Origin of the sequence: Povalibacter sp. (assembly GCF_036520495.1) — a bacterium.
Taxonomy (GTDB): Bacteria; Pseudomonadota; Gammaproteobacteria; order Steroidobacterales; family Steroidobacteraceae; genus Steroidobacter.
In genome coordinates, this window is record NZ_DATDJO010000005.1 from 1 (window position 1) to 15624 (window position 15624).

11 protein-coding genes and 1 pseudogene are annotated in these 15624 nt (G+C 62.8%); 4 read left to right on the plus strand and 8 right to left on the minus strand.

What is annotated here, in order from left to right; genetic code table 11:
- Together VIZ63_RS01885 and VIZ63_RS01890 are read right to left on the minus strand one after the other, a co-directional pair.
- Nucleotides 1-205 (minus strand): annotated as a pseudogene (locus VIZ63_RS01885) (methanol dehydrogenase); the annotation flags it as partial.
- Between the two features lie 90 nt (nucleotides 206-295).
- On the minus strand, nucleotides 296-2137 hold the full coding sequence (locus VIZ63_RS01890; protein ID WP_331607788.1) for a methanol/ethanol family PQQ-dependent dehydrogenase: 1842 nt from the start codon (nucleotides 2135-2137) through the stop codon (nucleotides 296-298).
- A 64-nt stretch (nucleotides 2138-2201) separates the two neighbouring features.
- On the opposite strand from VIZ63_RS01890, the gene VIZ63_RS01895 reads away from it, so the two are divergent.
- Entirely contained in the window at nucleotides 2202-2582 is a 381-nt protein-coding gene (locus VIZ63_RS01895) for a hypothetical protein (RefSeq protein ID WP_349261101.1), read from the plus strand.
- Here VIZ63_RS01895 and VIZ63_RS01900 read toward each other — a convergent pair.
- Nucleotides 2554-3615 (minus strand): beta-propeller fold lactonase family protein, encoded by a 1062-nt coding sequence (locus VIZ63_RS01900; RefSeq protein WP_331607790.1) that lies wholly within the window; start codon nucleotides 3613-3615, stop codon nucleotides 2554-2556. The genes VIZ63_RS01895 and VIZ63_RS01900 overlap by 29 nt on opposite strands.
- A gap of 3 nt (nucleotides 3616-3618) precedes the next feature.
- Nucleotides 3619-4845, minus strand: a complete 1227-nt coding sequence (locus VIZ63_RS01905; RefSeq protein ID WP_331607791.1) for a porin — start codon at nucleotides 4843-4845, stop codon at nucleotides 3619-3621.
- 225 nt (nucleotides 4846-5070) lie between these two features.
- Here VIZ63_RS01905 and VIZ63_RS01910 point away from each other — a divergent pair, with 225 nt between their 5' ends.
- The 3 genes from VIZ63_RS01910 to VIZ63_RS01920 all read left to right on the plus strand — a co-directional run bounded on the left by VIZ63_RS01910 (nucleotide 5071) and on the right by VIZ63_RS01920 (nucleotide 9966).
- A complete protein-coding gene (locus VIZ63_RS01910) occupies nucleotides 5071-7065 on the plus strand; it encodes a sigma-54-dependent Fis family transcriptional regulator (protein WP_331607792.1) in 1995 nt (664 codons plus the stop codon).
- A gap of 203 nt (nucleotides 7066-7268) precedes the next feature.
- Nucleotides 7269-7556, plus strand: coding sequence for a PqqD family peptide modification chaperone (locus VIZ63_RS01915; protein ID WP_331607793.1), 288 nt, complete (start codon nucleotides 7269-7271; stop codon nucleotides 7554-7556).
- 82 nt (nucleotides 7557-7638) lie between these two features.
- Nucleotides 7639-9966, plus strand: a complete 2328-nt coding sequence (locus VIZ63_RS01920; RefSeq protein WP_331607794.1) for a TonB-dependent receptor — start codon at nucleotides 7639-7641, stop codon at nucleotides 9964-9966.
- A 78-nt stretch (nucleotides 9967-10044) separates the two neighbouring features.
- On the opposite strand, the gene VIZ63_RS01925 is transcribed toward VIZ63_RS01920, so the two are convergent.
- The 4 genes from VIZ63_RS01925 to VIZ63_RS01940 form a co-directional block, all read right to left on the minus strand.
- The gene (locus tag VIZ63_RS01925; RefSeq protein WP_331607795.1) at nucleotides 10045-10194 is read right to left on the minus strand and encodes a hypothetical protein; all 150 of its coding nucleotides are present in this window, start codon (nucleotides 10192-10194) and stop codon (nucleotides 10045-10047) included.
- A gap of 222 nt (nucleotides 10195-10416) precedes the next feature.
- The gene (locus VIZ63_RS01930) at nucleotides 10417-12939 is read right to left on the minus strand and encodes a TonB-dependent receptor (RefSeq protein WP_331607796.1); all 2523 of its coding nucleotides are present in this window, start codon (nucleotides 12937-12939) and stop codon (nucleotides 10417-10419) included.
- Nucleotides 12940-13014: 75 nt separating this feature from the next.
- Nucleotides 13015-14694, minus strand: a complete 1680-nt coding sequence (locus tag VIZ63_RS01935) for a PQQ-binding-like beta-propeller repeat protein (RefSeq protein WP_331607797.1) — start codon at nucleotides 14692-14694, stop codon at nucleotides 13015-13017.
- 77 nt (nucleotides 14695-14771) lie between these two features.
- Nucleotides 14772-15593 (minus strand): hypothetical protein, encoded by an 822-nt coding sequence (locus tag VIZ63_RS01940; RefSeq protein ID WP_331607798.1) that lies wholly within the window; start codon nucleotides 15591-15593, stop codon nucleotides 14772-14774.
- Nucleotides 15594-15624 lie beyond the last annotated feature (31 nt).

The following is a 15624-nucleotide window of genomic DNA, read 5'->3' on the forward strand; positions in this document are numbered from 1 at the left end:
AGGCCAGCGCCCGCCACGTTTTCCAGCCGTTCAGCGTCTTCGGGTCGACTTTGTTGCCATCCTTCACCTGGTAGAGCGGTGTGTCGTCGGCCGGTGCTTTGCCGGCCGGTGCTTCGTCGTCGGCCAGTGCGTAGACCCGAACGACGAGCACGCACACCGCAAGACCAATCGCCGCCATGAATCGTCCCGCTATGAATCGTCGCATTCGCTCCTCCAGTCCGGGCGGCATGCAGGCCGACCCTGCACTGCATGCCGCCCTTCCCGCGCTCAGCCCTTCCTCGCACTCGCCTTCACTTCAACGACTCGCGTCCGCACTGCGCTGCGAACCGCTATCGGGCAGCGCAAAGATAAACACCGCGCCGCCAAGCGTCGTGTACTTGGCAAGATCCTTGTAGCCGCCCACCGCGCCCAGGCCTTCCGTCGATTCCGTGAGACCCGCCGCCATGCCGATGCCAGCCCAGCCGCCGATACCCGAATAGGTGCCGACGTATTGCTTGCCGCCGTACTCGTACGTGAACACGTTGCCGATGATTCCGGACGGGGTCTTGAACTTCCACAGCTCCTTGCCGTCCTTGGTGCTGACGGCTTTGATGTAGCCTTCGAGCGTGCCGTAGAAAGCGATGTCACCCGCAGTGGTGAGCGCACCCGACCACACGGAGAAGCGCTCGGGCTTCGACCACATGATCTTGCCCTGCGCCGCATCCCACGCGATGAAGTTGCCCATACCGCCGTGACTGCCCGGCGCCGGGAACATCGTCAGGGTCGCGCCTACGAACGGCTGACCCGCCGTGTATTCGACCTGAAATGGCTCGTAGGTCATGCAGACGTGATTGGTCGGTACGAAAATCAGGCCGGACTTGCGGTCGTAGCTCGCCGGTTGCTGATCCTTCGAGCCGAGCGCCGCGGGGCAGATGTCTTTCACGTTCACGTCGGGACCCGTGGTGCCCGGTGAATACTTCTTGTCGACCATCGGGCGGCCGGTCTTCATGTCCACCTTGGTGGCCCAGTTCACTTTCGGGTCGTACTTCTCGGCGACGAGCAGCTCGCCGGTTTCGCGATTCAGCGTATAGCCGAAGCCGTTGCGGTCGAAGTGCACGAGCACGGGTGTTTTCTTGCCCTTGAAGTCGATGTCGATCAGCAGGTTCTCGTTGACGCCGTCGAAGTCCCATTCATCGTGTGGCGTCATCTGGTAGGCCCACCTGGCCATGCCCGTATCGAGGTCGCGCGCGAAGAGCGTCATCGACCACTTGTTGTCGCCGGGCCGCTGCGCTGGATTCCATGTGCCCGGATTGCCCGTGCCGTAGTACACGAGATTCAGTTTCGGGTCGTAGGAATACCAGCCCCAGGTCGTGCCGCCGCCAATCTTCCATTGATCGCCTTTCCAGGTCTTGATCGAGGAGTCGGCGCCGATCGGCGCGAGCTTGCCATTCGTCCATGTCATGGTCTTCGCCGGGTCGACCAGCAGGTCCTTGTCGGGTCCCGTGCTCCATGCCGTCCACACTTTCCTGCCGGACTTCAGGTCATAGGCGATCAGGCGGCCGCGAACGCCGAACTCGCCGCCGGAGATGCCGGTGATGACCTTGTCCTTGAAGATGTGCGGCGCATTCGTGTTGGTCTCGCCGATCTTCGGATCGCCGTTCTTTGCGGTCCAGACCACCTTGCCGGTATTGGCGTCGAGCGCCACCAGGGTCGTATCCGCCTGTTGCAGGAAGATCTTGCCGTCAGCGTAGGCCAGGCCGCGATTGACGGTGTCGCAGCACATCACCGGGACGACGTCCGCGTTCTGCTTCGGCTCGTACTTCCACTTGAACGACTGGTCCTTCAGGTGCACTGCATACACGTTGTTCGGGAACGGCGTGTGCACGTACATCATGTCACCGATCACCAGCGGCGATCCTTCGTGACCGCGCAACACGCCGGTCGACATCGTCCATGCCACCTGGAGCTGACCGACGTTGCCGGCGTTGATCTGCTTGAGGTCGCTGTAACGATGATTTGCATAGTCGCCGGTCTGGGAGGCCCAGTTCGACGACTTCGCCATCAACTGATCGAGATCGGATGCTGTGGCCGACCCCAACGCGATTGCGGTAGTCGCAGTCGCAACGCCAACCAGAATGGAGCGATACTCAGGTCTCATGTTCAGGCCCCCCGACGGTGTTCGACGGTGTTCGATGATGGTTCTGACGAGGCTACGTTTGACAATGCAACGCCTGTGCCACAAACGATCACGTAGCGTCCTCCTCGCGACCAGTCTGCTGTGCACGTTCGTCACGCCCGTACTGGGCGATCCACCTGTGCACGATTACCCGACTCAGGCTCGCGTCGAGTTCGTGAATGAGTGCATCGCAACAAGCGGCGACACGCTGTCGAGCCTGTATCAGTGCTCCTGCGCGATCGACCGGATCGCCGAACGCCTGAGCTACGACGAATTCGTCGAGTCCTCCACGTTCGCGAGGTACTCGAACCTGCCCGGTGAAGGCGGCGCACTGTTTCGTGATTCCGAGCAGGCCAGGAAGATGGGCAAGCTCTATCGCGAGGTGGAGGCGCAGGCATTCATGGCTTGTGGCGTGAAGAAGAAGTAGCTGCCGGTGGCCAGGGCGCCAGGACCACGCCCCAGGGAGAGTTCCCGACGGGGATCTTCCTGATCACGCGCAGCGTCGTGGTATCCACCACGCTGACATCGTTCGACGGGCCGTTGGCCGTGTACAGCTTGCGGCCGTCCTGGGACAAAGCGATGCCCCAGGGCCGGGTCCCCACCGGCACCTCGCCGATCAGTTTCATTTCCGGAACCGCGACGACCGCGACCGTCCCGCCCCGGCCCGTACTGAGATAGAGGCGGTTCCTGGGCGAGTCGAGCACCACGGCCATCGGCCGCGCGTCCTTTCCCAGCTGCAGAACGCGTTCGGGCTTTGCAGTCTGAAGAGACAGCCGGTACAGCGATGCGTCCAGCTCTCCCGAGACATACGCGGTACCACCGTCCGGAGTGAACGCGATATCGCGCGGTCGCTTGCCTACCGACACGGTTTTCACGACCTTGAGCGTGCCCGTGTCGATGAACGACACCGTGCTGTCGGATTCGTTCGTGACGAGCACCCAGTGGCCGTCCGGCGACATGACGATGCCTTCGGGTTCGCGGCCGACAGGAATGCGGGCGATAAGCGCACCGTCCCGCGTAGCGATCACCGAAACGGTCGCCGTATCCTCATTTGCGACGAACAGGCGCTTCCCATCGGCGTCGATGGCGAACTGCTCGGGATCCGAGCCGGCCTGCAGCACTTTGAGGATCTGGTGCGTCGCAGTGTCGAGGACAGCGATGCCGTCCGCGCTCAGATCCCGCTCGAGCTTCGCGCATTCTTCGTCAGGGACCGACGGCGGACACTTCGCCAGCCCGCTAACCGCGACATAGAGCCGGGCGCCTTCGCGGTCGAGCTTCATGCCGCGTGGCCGCTTGCCGATCTGGATGGTGTTGACGACCTCGTCGTGCTGCGTATCGATGACCGTCACGCTGTGGCCGTCCTCGTTCGAGACGTACGCATGCTGCGCATGCACCGCCGGCGCGATAGCACCGATGATGCATGCGAGGCAGGCTGTAACGAGAGCGGGGATCAACCTCATGGTTCAGAACGACAGGTAGGCACCGATGTTGAAGTTGCTGCTGTCGTTCTCGGTTCCATCGTGCGCCTCCGCCTTGGTGTCCGTGAATTCGGCCAGTAGCGTCAGGTTTTTCGTCAACGAGTAATAAGCGCCCGCCGTGTACTTCTTGTTGGTTTTGACCAGATCGGAGGGCAATTCCCCATCGGCGAGATCCAGGTTGCTCTCGCCATAGTTCACTCCGAGCTTCAGATCGTTGAACTTGTACGTGACCTGCGCGAGGAATCCGTCGCTGTCGCGCTCATGGCCGTTGCGATCATCGCTGAAGAGAAACAGCGCGGTCGTGCCGACACCCTTGCCCTGGTAATACCACCCGAGGACCTCCAGGTCGCCGAGAGTGACCTTGCCGCCGACGTCGAAGCCGAAGCTGTCGAAATCCTGCGCATCCGTGTTGCCATTGTGCTTCTGCGCGATGGCCGATGCCGACAGGTAGATCGCGCCACGCGTGTAAGAGATCTTGCCGTGCACTCCCGGCTCTTTTTCCGGCGGCGCCGGTAGAGTCGGATCCTGCACGATGGGCTCGAGTGGATCGAAGATGCCGATCGACAGCTTGAAGCCGCCCAGGTCGGGCGTCGTGTAATCGATCTGCGCGAGCCAGTCCGTGTAGATGTAGCCCAGACCGATCGACCCCAGCGACGTATTCGACGGCGTCGCGTAGTTGCCGTTGCCCGCGCCCACCCCCGGCAGCGTCATGTCATTCAGGATCGCGTCGGCCTGGAACAGGCCGATGTTGCGACCCATCAGGAACGTGCCCATCCGCTCGTTGCCGAACGTCAGGAATACCTGGCGAATGTCGAGTCCCGTCGTTCCCAATCCGGTATTGAGCAGCTCGGCGCCCTGCTGCAGATTCGGACTGCCGTCATTGGTGCTGATGCCTGGATAGAAGCCGAAGGTCACGGCCAGGTCGTAGCCATTCTGCGTCGTCGAAGCGCCGAACGCGATCGCCGCCGGCAACAGTCCATTACTGATCGAAGAGCTCTTGTCCTCACCCGCCGCACCACGGCAGGCGAGACCGCCCGTGATGCCTGGTGTGGTCTCCTCTTCGCACTGCGAGGCGATGTAATGGACGTTCACGTTGCCGTTCGCTGTGAACTTCCAGTCGCCTGCCGTGAGCTCCACCGCCGAAGCTGACGAACTCACCGCCAAGGTCATCAGCAATGCGTACGCATATCGCCGCTGTTCTGAGGTCGGCATGACACTACCCCCATGACCACCAGTCGCGTGCTGCACAGGGGCCAAGCAAGGGCTATGCCAGTGACGATTCCTGTTACGAGCGACAACCTCCGAACCCGCTTGGATCCGCGGAAGTGTCCCACTGGAGCATCCGTATGTGACACCGTTACGACACAGTTGACACAGTGATACAGTCAATCGAAGCGCATCGACGCGCACGCGCACACCGCTGCTGGTGGAGCCCCCATGAACTCGACTGGATCGCAGCACGTAACGGACGTACTCGAGTTTCTGAATGGCCATCGCGCCAGGGCGCATGGTCACGAGTTCGACCTGAACGCCGTCATCGCGGGCTCATGGCGCCGCTGTGCACTGGACTATTCGCTGGATCCAGCCCGCGACTACACACCCACGGTCATCGATTCGCACACGCTGGCGCAGCGGCAGGCGCAGTACGCGGACCTGGTCGAGATTGCGTCGGCAGAAATCGACTGGCTGTACGAGTGCATCGCGGAATCCGGCTACGCGATGGTCCTTACCGACGCGAGCGGTCTGATTCTGTACGAGCGCACGGATGGTTCGCTGATCGATACGTTTCTTGACGCAGGGCTGATGATCGGCGCCGACTGGAGCGAGCCCAGGGAAGGAACGAATGGGATCGGCACCTGCATCGCCGAGAATCGTCCCGTCCTCGTGCACCGCAACGAGCATTTCCGGACCTGCCACATCGGCCTGAGCTGCTCGGGCTTCCCGATCCGCGATCCCGCAGGATCGCTCGTGGCCGTCCTTGACGCATCGACGTTGAACACACAACAGACGCGCGTCGGACTCACGCACACGATGGCGCTGCTGAACCTGTCCGCCCGGTTGATCGAGAAGTGCCTGTTCCTGCGTCACTTCCAGCAATCGTCGGTATTTCGCTTCCATGCGCGTCCGGAGTTCGTGAACCTGCAGCACGACGGCGCCATCGCTCTGGCGCACGACGCCACCATCATCGCGGTCGATGAGGTCGCCCTGCGACTGCTGCGGATCTCGAACCGGGCCGATCTGATCGGCCGGCGGATCGACGAGATCTTCGATGTCAGCGCTCCCGAGCTGGTCGATCCTGTACGTCACGATCCGGCGGCCCTCAGGCCGGTGCGCGATACGCAACTCGGAAGGCGATTCTTCGCGAGCGTGGATCACGGCGCTGTCACGCGCGCGTCGCAGGTGAGCACACCGGCAAGGGTTGAACGTGTGCTGCAGCTGGCGCCCCCGTCGACCCGCAAGACCCAACTGACGCTCGAAGAGCTGGCAGGCCAGGATCCGCAGATGCTGCGCAATGTGCGCAGCGCACACCGCATCGCGATATCGCGTGTTCCAGTCATGATCCAGGGCCCCACGGGCGCCGGCAAAGAGATGTTCGCCCGTGCCCTGCACGCCGCCAGCAACAGGGCCACTCAGCCGTTCGTCGCACTGAACTGCGCGGCCATCCCCGAGTCGCTCATCGAAAGCGAACTGTTCGGTTATCGCTCGGGCGCGTTCACCGGGGCACGCAAGGAAGGGATGCGAGGCAAGATCCTGCAATCCTCTGGCGGAACCTTGTTCCTCGATGAGATCGGCGACATGCCGCTGGCGCTGCAGACCCGGCTGCTGCGGGTCCTCGAAGAGCAGGAAGTCCTGCCGCTCGGCACTGAGACGCCCGTGAAGGTCGATCTGCGGGTCATCTGTGCGTCGCACCAGAACCTGCGCGCGATGATTGCGCGAGGCGAGTTTCGCGAGGACCTCTACTATCGCCTGAACGGCATCACGCTCGAGCTGCCACCGCTTTCGATGCGTACCGACAAGGAACGCCTGATCCGGGAGTTCCTTGCCGCAGAGACCAACGACGAGCGGCCTGCGGCCATCGAGATGGACGCGTTCCGGCAACTGCTCGCGTATCGATGGCCCGGCAATGTGCGCGAATTGCGCAACGTGATCCGCACCGCGCTCGCGATCTGCGACGGCGGCGTCGTGCGACTCCGCGACCTGCCGAGCGAGGTTCGCGAGGTTGCGGCTCCCGAGGCAATGCCGACTCCCGCACCCGGTAGACCGATGCGAGCTGGAAAAGACGAACTGCTGCATGAGATGCGCGAATGCGGCGGCAACATGTCGCGCACCGCCGAGCGGCTCGGGGTCAGTCGCAATACGCTCTATCGCCGCTGCAAACGCTTTGGTATTCCACTATCGGCCTCTCGTCAGGAGCTGGACGAGGGCCGGTGACACGTAGTTGAGCGAGCGGTGGCTGGCTCGAGGGCTGCTGGGGCTGGGCTGCTGGTCAGAATCGGAGCAGAACCGCTGCTCACTTCTACTTCTGGCCAGCAGCCCAGAACCCAGCGCCCAGCAGCCCTGGGTTCCATTGGGTCACGGTCTCTGGCACGCAACCTGCTTATTTCTCCCGGTCCAGGTGACCCGTCGAACAGGCCATGAGGAGCAAGAAGCGAGGCGGTGCGTCGCGAGTGACCGTACGGCTCGCACCGGGGGTACACCTCGACGGCGGCGAAGGGAGCGACGTGCTCGTTCTGGTATGTCCCGACGACAAGGTACAGCTGAATCGGATCGCGGCCTCCATCCTGCGGCTATGCGATGGCTCGCATGACCGCGCCGGCCTGGTCGCGGAGGTCGTGCGGCGATCCAACGAGCAGGCGCGTGCGGACGAGATCATCGAGTTCCTCGATGTTGCCCGGGCGCGCGGCTGGATCGATGAGACATGACGACGGGCAATCCATGGGGTGCAGTGCGGTACTCATGATGCATGTTCGTACAACGACGGCCGCTGCCGCCTGTTGTGGCTGTTTGAGTCTCGCAGCCACGATCTCGTCGGCTGCGGATCGGCCTACCCTCGAGGAAGTCGTGGTGGTTGCGCCGTACGAGACGGCCGTGGACCCCGCGCTGGTTCCCGCCAATGTGCAGCGTGCGTCCGTCAAACAACTGCAACGCTCGCAAGCGCTGGACCTGACCGACTTCCTGAACCGGCAGTTCAGCAGCGTCAGCATCAATCACGCGCAGAACAATCCGCTGCAGCCCGACTTCAACTTCCGCGGCTTCACGGCGTCGCCACTGCTGGGATTGCCGCAAGGGTTGTCCGTCTACCAGAACGGCGTACGCATCAACGAGCCCTTCGGCGATGCGATCAACTGGGACCTGATCCCGATGTCGGCGATCGATGCGGTACAGATGCTGGCCGGAGCGCAACCGGTATTCGGACTGAACACGCTCGGCGGCGCACTGTCGCTGCAGATGAAGAACGGCTTCACCTACGAGGACACGCAGGCCGAGGCCTACGGCGGATCCATGGGTCGTCTGGGCACGTCGATACAGGCCGGTGGCAACGACGGGCGTTGGGGTTTCTATGGCGACGCCGACTACTTCCAGGAAGATGGCTGGCGTGTCGATTCGCAGTCCGAAGCGCTGCGTTTGTACGGTGCCGTGGGCCTGCATGAATCCGACTGGACGATGGACCTGAGCGCCGCCTATGCAAATACGGAGCTGCGTGGCAACGGCGCCGCACCGATCGAGCTGCTCGCGAGCGACCGCGCCGCCGTGTTCACGCATCCTGACGTGACCCGGAACGAGCACCGCCAGCTGATCCTGGAAGGCTCTCGCAGTATTTCCAGCTCGTTGAAGCTGAGCGGCAACGTGTTCTATCGGCGCCTCGTCACTGACACGTTCAATGGCGATGGCACGGTGTTCGAGGAATGCGGGTTCCGAGACGGCGAGTTCCTCGTCGGGGAGGATTTCGACGACGTCAATGGCGACGGCGAGTGTTCTGCGGAAGACGACGACGATATCGATCTGGTCCTCGACACCGTTGGCGAACCCGTCCCTGCCGACCTCGACGGCAGCGAGCTGAATGCGATCAACAACATCGGCCGGCGCGAGCAGGAAATCCATGGCGGCTCGATGCAAGCGGGCCTGCAATCGACGCTGTTCGGCGGCCAGAACAATCTCACGGTGGGTCTCGCCTACGTCAACGGCAGAACGACGTTCGATTCAACTATCGAAGTGGCGAGCCTGCTGGAGGATCGCGCCACGACGCGAACGGGCATCTTCGCGCGGGACTTCGCCACCGCAATGCACAGCGATCTGACCAGCGCGAGCGTCTATTTCATCGATACGCTGAGCCTGTCAGACCGCGTTGCAGTGACGCTGTCGGGACGATACGACGACACACGCATCGAGCTGTCCGATCGCAGCGGCGAGGATCCAGAGCTCGACGGCACCCATGACTTCAGTCGTTTCAATCCTGCCTTCGGCGTGACGTTGCGACTGGCTCCGGCAATGACCCTCTACGGCAGCTATGGCGAATCGACACGCGCTCCGTCGCCAGTCGAGCTCGCCTGCGCGAGCGAGGATGCGCCCTGCAGCCTGCCCAACGCATTCCTTGCCGATCCGCCGCTCGAACAGGTCGTGGCGAAGAGTATCGAGATCGGCTTGCGTAGCGAGAACAGCGAGGGCAACCAGGCGCTGCGCTGGCATGTCGGCGGTTTCTACACCGTCAATCACGACGACATCCTGTTCCAGACCACCGGTGGACCGCAGGCGAACGTCGGCTTCTTCGACAACGTCGGCGACACGCTGCGCACCGGCATCGAGCTGAGCCTGTCGCAGCGGCTCAAGCACTTTGGCTGGTTCTTCGAGTACAGCTATATCGCCGCCACGTTCGAAGACGATTTCATCGTCAACAGTCCCAGCCATCCCGTGTTCGAGACCGACCCTGAGTCGCCTGCAATCGCCGGCGAAGGGAAACTGCGGCTGTCTGCCGGCTCCCATATTCCGGGAATTCCGCAGCACCAGGCCAATCTCGGCGTCGACTTCTCGTGGAGCGATCGCGTCGATCTGGGGGCGGATGTGGTCGTGCGTTCAGGCGTGTACCTGCGCGGCGATGAAGCGAATCTACTCGGCAAGACCGACGGCTACGCCATCCTCAATCTGCGTGGCGACTGGCACGTCACTGACAACGTGACCGTCTTCGCGCGCATCGAGAACGCATTCGATACGAACTACGAGACGTTCGGTCTGCTGGGGCAACCACAGGAAGTGTTCCCGGAATTCACCGATCCGCGCTTTCTGGGTGTCGGTCCGCCGTTCGGCGCGTGGATCGGTGCCCGGATCAAGTGGTAGATCGGACACTGATCGCTCTCATCGGCTAGCTCCGATTCCAGTAGCGGGTCGACTCGCCCTTCCAGTTGCCCGCCTCTTTCATTTCAGCCACTCGCCCTGCTTCACCTTCGGCGCTGCCTGCAACTTTGCGGGCTGCATGACGATCTTGTCGGCTGATCGGCTGACCTCATCGAGCATGCGGCCGAATGAATAAGGCACCGCAACAGATTTTCCTTCGCTGGCGATCACGACGAACTCGGGTCGGCTCTTCGCATCGAAGACGACCGCGCACCTGCGCCCGTAGATGTTTCTCCAGGTGCGTCCGGTGGTTGCTGCGCCTGCGCAACCATCGCGCTGGAGAAAAAAGCACCGCTGCTGCGATGCTGCATACCGATACCTTGAACTCCCAAGGTGGACACAGCAGAAGACCCTGAACCGGGCGGGACGTTCCGCTGGCGCGCTACTCGAAAGTCAGCGATCCCTGAACGAATACCGAACGCCGAACCAGTACAAGCGCGGTGCACCTGGTGCAAAGAATGTCGAGCCGAGCAATGGACGTTCCCCATCGACGATCGGACCTTCGAATGGCCGTGCGACGAAGTTTCCGGCTGCATCGAATCCCGTCGCACCCAGCTGCGCGCCGGTGTGGTACTCCTGGTCGAAGACGTTGTTCACTTGTGCAAACACTTTCAACGTCGGGATGGGGCGATATTCCACACCCAGGTTGACGACGGTGTAGCCGCTCGTCTTGCCGGGTCCGAGATAGAACACGCCATCGCTCTGGTGCTCGTTGTTGTCATTGCCGCGCGCATAGGCACTGGACACGCTCATCAGGTCGACGGTGGTGGAAAGCTGCGGTGCGATCCGCCATTCGGCAAACGCCTTGAAGAGATGCCGCGGAGTCAGGGGAATGCGATCGCCTGGCTCGACATCGATCGTCCCTTCGAAGCCAGCGCCTTCTTCGTTGCTGCTATTGCCCGCGCCGACGACTTCTTCCCCGCTACGATACGTCGCATCGAGCAATGTGTAGTTTGCTCCGGCGCTCACCGGACCCAGGCGGCTCAAGATGCCAAGCTCTGCTCCCTGTCGTCTTGTCTTGCCGAAGTTCTTGAAATAACCGAACCCGGTGGACTCGGCCGCGACAAACATGATGTCGTCGCGATTGTCGGCACGAAACACGCCGATGTTCCAGGTGATGTCGGCCCCGAACCCGCCACGCATCCCCGCCTCGAACGTCTGCGTGACCACTTGCTGGAGCGGTGGATCGCCCGCCATCGCATTGGGTAACCGGCACGGGTTCTCCGGGTCGGCGCAGCCAAGCTCTATCGCCGAGGGAGCACGGCTGCCTTGCGCGAGGCCCACGTACGCCCCCAGCGTTGCGCTCGGACTCACGATGATTCCCAGCGACGGATTGAAGCGGTTGAAACGATGACTCGCGGTCAAGGTGCCCGGTTCGTCCGCGGGTGTGATTCCATCCACACTCTCGATCGTGGTGTGGTCGTAGCGACCTGCAAGCGTCAGCTGCACCTTGCGGGCGAGCTGCAACGTATCGCTGAAGTAGACACTGCGCGTTCTGGAATCGCCTGTCAGGTCGACGCGGGCATCGTAAGCGTCCTCGGACTCCTGACGTCCATCCGCGAAAGCGCCCTCGCCATCGGCCGTGCCGATCCCACGGTCCGGTGTCGAAAAGCCAAAACGTGATGACTGGTTGAACAGCGCATGACTGTTGAGCTGCGCTGCTCCGACGACGAGCTGATTGGCTTTGCCACCGAGCGGCGAACTGAAGCTGGCCTGCGCCGACAGTCCGCCGTCGTGCTGGCGCAAATGCGTCTGGTTGATGAGGCCATTGCACTTCTCATTGGGCTCATCGTTCAGAAGGATGTTCGCGATACAGCGCCAGCTCGGAAACGGCACATTCGCCTGCGTCTCGCCGCTGGTCGGAAAACCCGTGTACCCCGCGGCGGTCAACGCCAACTGCTCGGCTGCATTCGGCTGATAGAGCGACTCGCCGAGCGACTCTTCGTTGATGTCCCCGTTGAAGGTGTGCGTCTCGATGCGTCGGTAGTGGGCGTTGGCCGAGAGCACGACGGTGTCGCCAACCCGATGAGTCGCGACGAGGTTGAACAAGTAGGCCTCGTTCCGTGTGTTGTCCGGCTTCGTATAAACAGACGCGTAGTCGCGAGCCAGGAGCCGCTGCTCCTGCAGACCGTTGCCGTTGAGATCGGTGTCGGCATAGGCCGCGCTCAGCGCGACAGCCGATGCAGCCGTGCGCCAACCCACCTTGCCAAACACCTGGCTGGCCTCGGTCGGCGAATCGTCGCGCCAGCCGTCATCTTTCAACTGATTCGCCGTGCCGTACCAGTGAAGGCCGCTGTCAGCGTGCCCACCGATTTCCAGTTCCGCCTGCCGACGCGCGTCAGAGCCGTAGTTGAGTGCGAGCGCATAGCCCGGATATGAGAAGCCGTCCTTCGTACGCAGCGCCAGTGCACCACCCAGCGCGTTCAGTCCGAACACGGGATTGGCGCCCGGCATCAGCGCCATCGTCTCGATCGCCGCACGCGGAATCAGGTCCCAGCTCACCACATCGCCGAACGGCTGATTCAGGCGCACACCATCGGAGTACACCGACATGCCTTGCGGTGTGCCCAGCAGAGGCGATGCCGTGTAGCCGCGATAGTTCACATCCGGCTGCAGTGAATTGTTCTGGATGTCGTTGACGTAGACACTGCCCAACGTTCGATTCATGAACGCCGTCAGATCGAGCGCGTGGCTTCGATCGATGTCCCGTGCCGTCGCCGTCTGCACCGGCGCGGGGATCTGGTTGCGATCGACCTCCCCTCCCGGCAAGGGCGCCACGCCGACGACGATCACAGTGGAGAGCACGGTATCGCGCGACGCGTCTCCATCGTCGGCACGTGCCGTTGAAAGTACTGCAGGAATCGCGAGAACGGCAGCCCACACGCCCGCAGGAAAACCCGATGAGACGACAGACATTTTCTTCCCTCCCGTAGGCCGGTTGCCGACCGTCCCCGTGGTCGGCAACGCCCGGGTATCTTCCTTGCGATTGCCCTACCGCCCCGGATCGCTTCGTCCATGTCCACGTCGCTCATGCCCGCGTCGGCCATGTTCCCTTCGCTCATGGCCGACGCGCTTCGGCAAAGCAAACGCATACAGCGCCTGCGCGGCATTGCCGCCGGACGCTGCGAACGCGTCATAGCCTGTGCCCCAGAAAACCAACCCGTCCACGATCGTCGCGCCGCCGTTGCAATTCGCGCCGCTGGCGAAGTCCCACAGGATTGCGCCGGTCGCCGCATTCATCGCGACCATGTGACCTTGCTCGTCCATCGAACAACCGTAGATGACGCCGTTCGCGCCGCTGACCGGGCCCATGGCGCGTTCGAACGCCGGATTCGGTGTCTGCCACAGGATTTTTCCGCTCGCTGCATCGAGCGCGCTCCAGCCGCCGCGATAGCCGCCGCTCGTGCCGTCCTTCAGTATCCATTCCCTGAACTCGCTGTTCGAGCTCGCGACATAGACGCGCTTGCCGTCGGTCGCCGATCCCCATTGCAAGCCGCCCGCCAGCCCGCCCGGCGCCGCTTGGGTCTGCCACACCACCTTGCCCGTCGACGCATCGAGCGCCCAATACACGCCGCTCTTCTGGCCCGCGCCGACGAGATCGCGCGACTTGCCCTTCTCACCCTTCACCTTGAACAGCGACGGCGCTTGAGCGAAATCGTAGTCCGGGCCTTCGTCGTCCGGGCAGCCGGGCATTTCCAGCTCCATGCCGGGGATGAAGTAGATGCCGCAGGAAAGATTCCACGCATCTTCCGGCAGCGCCTTGAAGGCCCAGTTGACCGCACCCGTCGTGAGATCGAGCGAAACGATGGCGTCGAAGTAGTTCGCGTCCTCGATGCACGCAGCGCGCGACTTGGATGTTCTCGCCGTCTTTATGCAGCGGGTGGCATTGACGGGCACGGCGTAGTTGTTGCCGGTGGCGACATACAACGCATTGCGGGACCGATCGATAGCGGGCGTGCTGCCCCACACCGCGGCGCCCGTGTAGCCAGGAGGCGCCATGTACGTTTGCCACCGCACCTTGCCGGTGCGCACATCCAGAGCCAGCACGCTGCCGCGAAACGTGAGCGGGAAACCGAAGCGTACGAGCGCCTCCTCATAGGAGGCGACGCCGACGTAGGCGAGGTTGCCATACACGACCGCCGCCTGCGTGATGATCGGGAAACCGCCGCCGGGGACTCGCGTTTTCCAGACGAGTTTTCCCGTGACCTTGTTGACGCCCAGCACCCAGCCGTCCGGGGACATCACCTTGCCGGCCTGATCGCCGACAATGAGCAAGTTGCCGGTGATGGCGGGAGTTGCTCGTGCGTGATTCCCGGGAATGCCCGTGAGGTCGCCGACGTTGACCTTCCACCTCACCTTGCCCGATTCGCGATCCACCGCGAACAGATTTCCGGCGAAGTCTGGTACGTAGACGGTCGTGGCGTCGACGGCGGGGTTTGCCGAGACGTCGCCTTCGGTCGGCAGTCGCCATTTGGCCACGAGACGGCCGACGTTACCGACACCGAGCGTTCTCTCGCTGTGGTTGTAGCGGGTGTTCTGAGCGTCGTAACCGCCGCTCGTCCAGGTACCGCGGTCGTCATGCGCAACCGTGGCGCTGGCGACGATCAGGGCACCGATACCGAGCAGGGCTGATCGAACGAGGCGCGGCACGGCGATTGAACGTGTGGTCATGGCAACTCCCCCCTTTTCTCCTAGAGGAGCGAGCTGCCGAAATGACTCAGGCTTTCGGCGGTTATTTGATCCTCAGTCTATGACGCGGCCGACTCGTCGACATTCTTGAGGACGACAGACAGTCGCAGATCGATCTGGCTTCTCACGAGTCGCAGAACGCTGTCGACATCCTGATCCGCGACGCCGGAGGCAACCTTAAGGGCGGCCTTGACGCGTTCCACGAGCAACGCCCGACTCGCCGCAAGGCGCCGGATCAACGTGGCTCGCGAGATCCCGAACATCGTCGCCAGCTTCGCCGTCGTCACGCCATCGACATAGTGCAGCCGCAACAGCGCCCGATCCTCGGCATCGAGCGCAGCGCACGCGGTGGCAAACGCGTGGCTCACCGGCTCGCGATAGATCTGTTTGAACAGCGAGATTTCATGATCGACCCAGGAAATCTGTGCCTCCAGGGCCGCATCGGCGTCACTGGCATGACGATCACCCTCACGATGCATGGAGAGCGCTTCCCGGACCGCGGTGGCGCGCAGCCACCCTTCGAGCGAGCCCGTCGCGCTGTAGGCCATCAGGGCTGGCGCTTTGTTCGCATCGCCGATCACACATCGCGTCACGAGGATCTGCCGAACCTCCGCGACGAGATCGGCATTGCGCGCCAGCTTGCCGAGATACTGCGGAATGCGCTCGCCGAACGCTGCGAGGAATTCAGCAACGGCGGCCGGAATTCGCTCGACGCAAGCACACGCAAGAAACATGTCCGCGGCGCGGTCGGGATTACCCTTCCACGTCTCGGCACGCGCGTGAGCGAACATAATGAAAGTGTCGCGCGACAGGTCGATTCGGGGATAAGTGTCGCGCCCGATTTCATAGGCGCGTTCCGCAGAGATCGGAGCGGGCAGCATGAGCCGTAGGCTATCATGCGGCTCGCATACC

Bases quoted from the DNA above. Each gene is read 5' to 3' on its own strand.
- VIZ63_RS01935 (WP_331607797.1), bottom strand. From the start codon at position 14,694: ATGACCACACGTTCAATCGCCGTGCCGCGCCTCGTTCGATCAGCCCTG.
- VIZ63_RS01895 (WP_349261101.1), top strand. From the start codon at position 2,202: ATGCAACGCCTGTGCCACAAACGATCACGTAGCGTCCTCCTCGCGACC.
- VIZ63_RS01905 (WP_331607791.1), bottom strand. From the start codon at position 4,845: ATGCCGACCTCAGAACAGCGGCGATATGCGTACGCATTGCTGATGACC.
- VIZ63_RS01890 (WP_331607788.1), bottom strand. From the start codon at position 2,137: ATGAGACCTGAGTATCGCTCCATTCTGGTTGGCGTTGCGACTGCGACT.
- VIZ63_RS01940 (WP_331607798.1), bottom strand. From the start codon at position 15,593: ATGCTGCCCGCTCCGATCTCTGCGGAACGCGCCTATGAAATCGGGCGC.
- VIZ63_RS01910 (WP_331607792.1), top strand. From the start codon at position 5,071: ATGAACTCGACTGGATCGCAGCACGTAACGGACGTACTCGAGTTTCTG.
- VIZ63_RS01915 (WP_331607793.1), top strand. From the start codon at position 7,269: ATGAGGAGCAAGAAGCGAGGCGGTGCGTCGCGAGTGACCGTACGGCTC.
- VIZ63_RS01930 (WP_331607796.1), bottom strand. From the start codon at position 12,939: ATGTCTGTCGTCTCATCGGGTTTTCCTGCGGGCGTGTGGGCTGCCGTT.
- VIZ63_RS01900 (WP_331607790.1), bottom strand. From the start codon at position 3,615: ATGAGGTTGATCCCCGCTCTCGTTACAGCCTGCCTCGCATGCATCATC.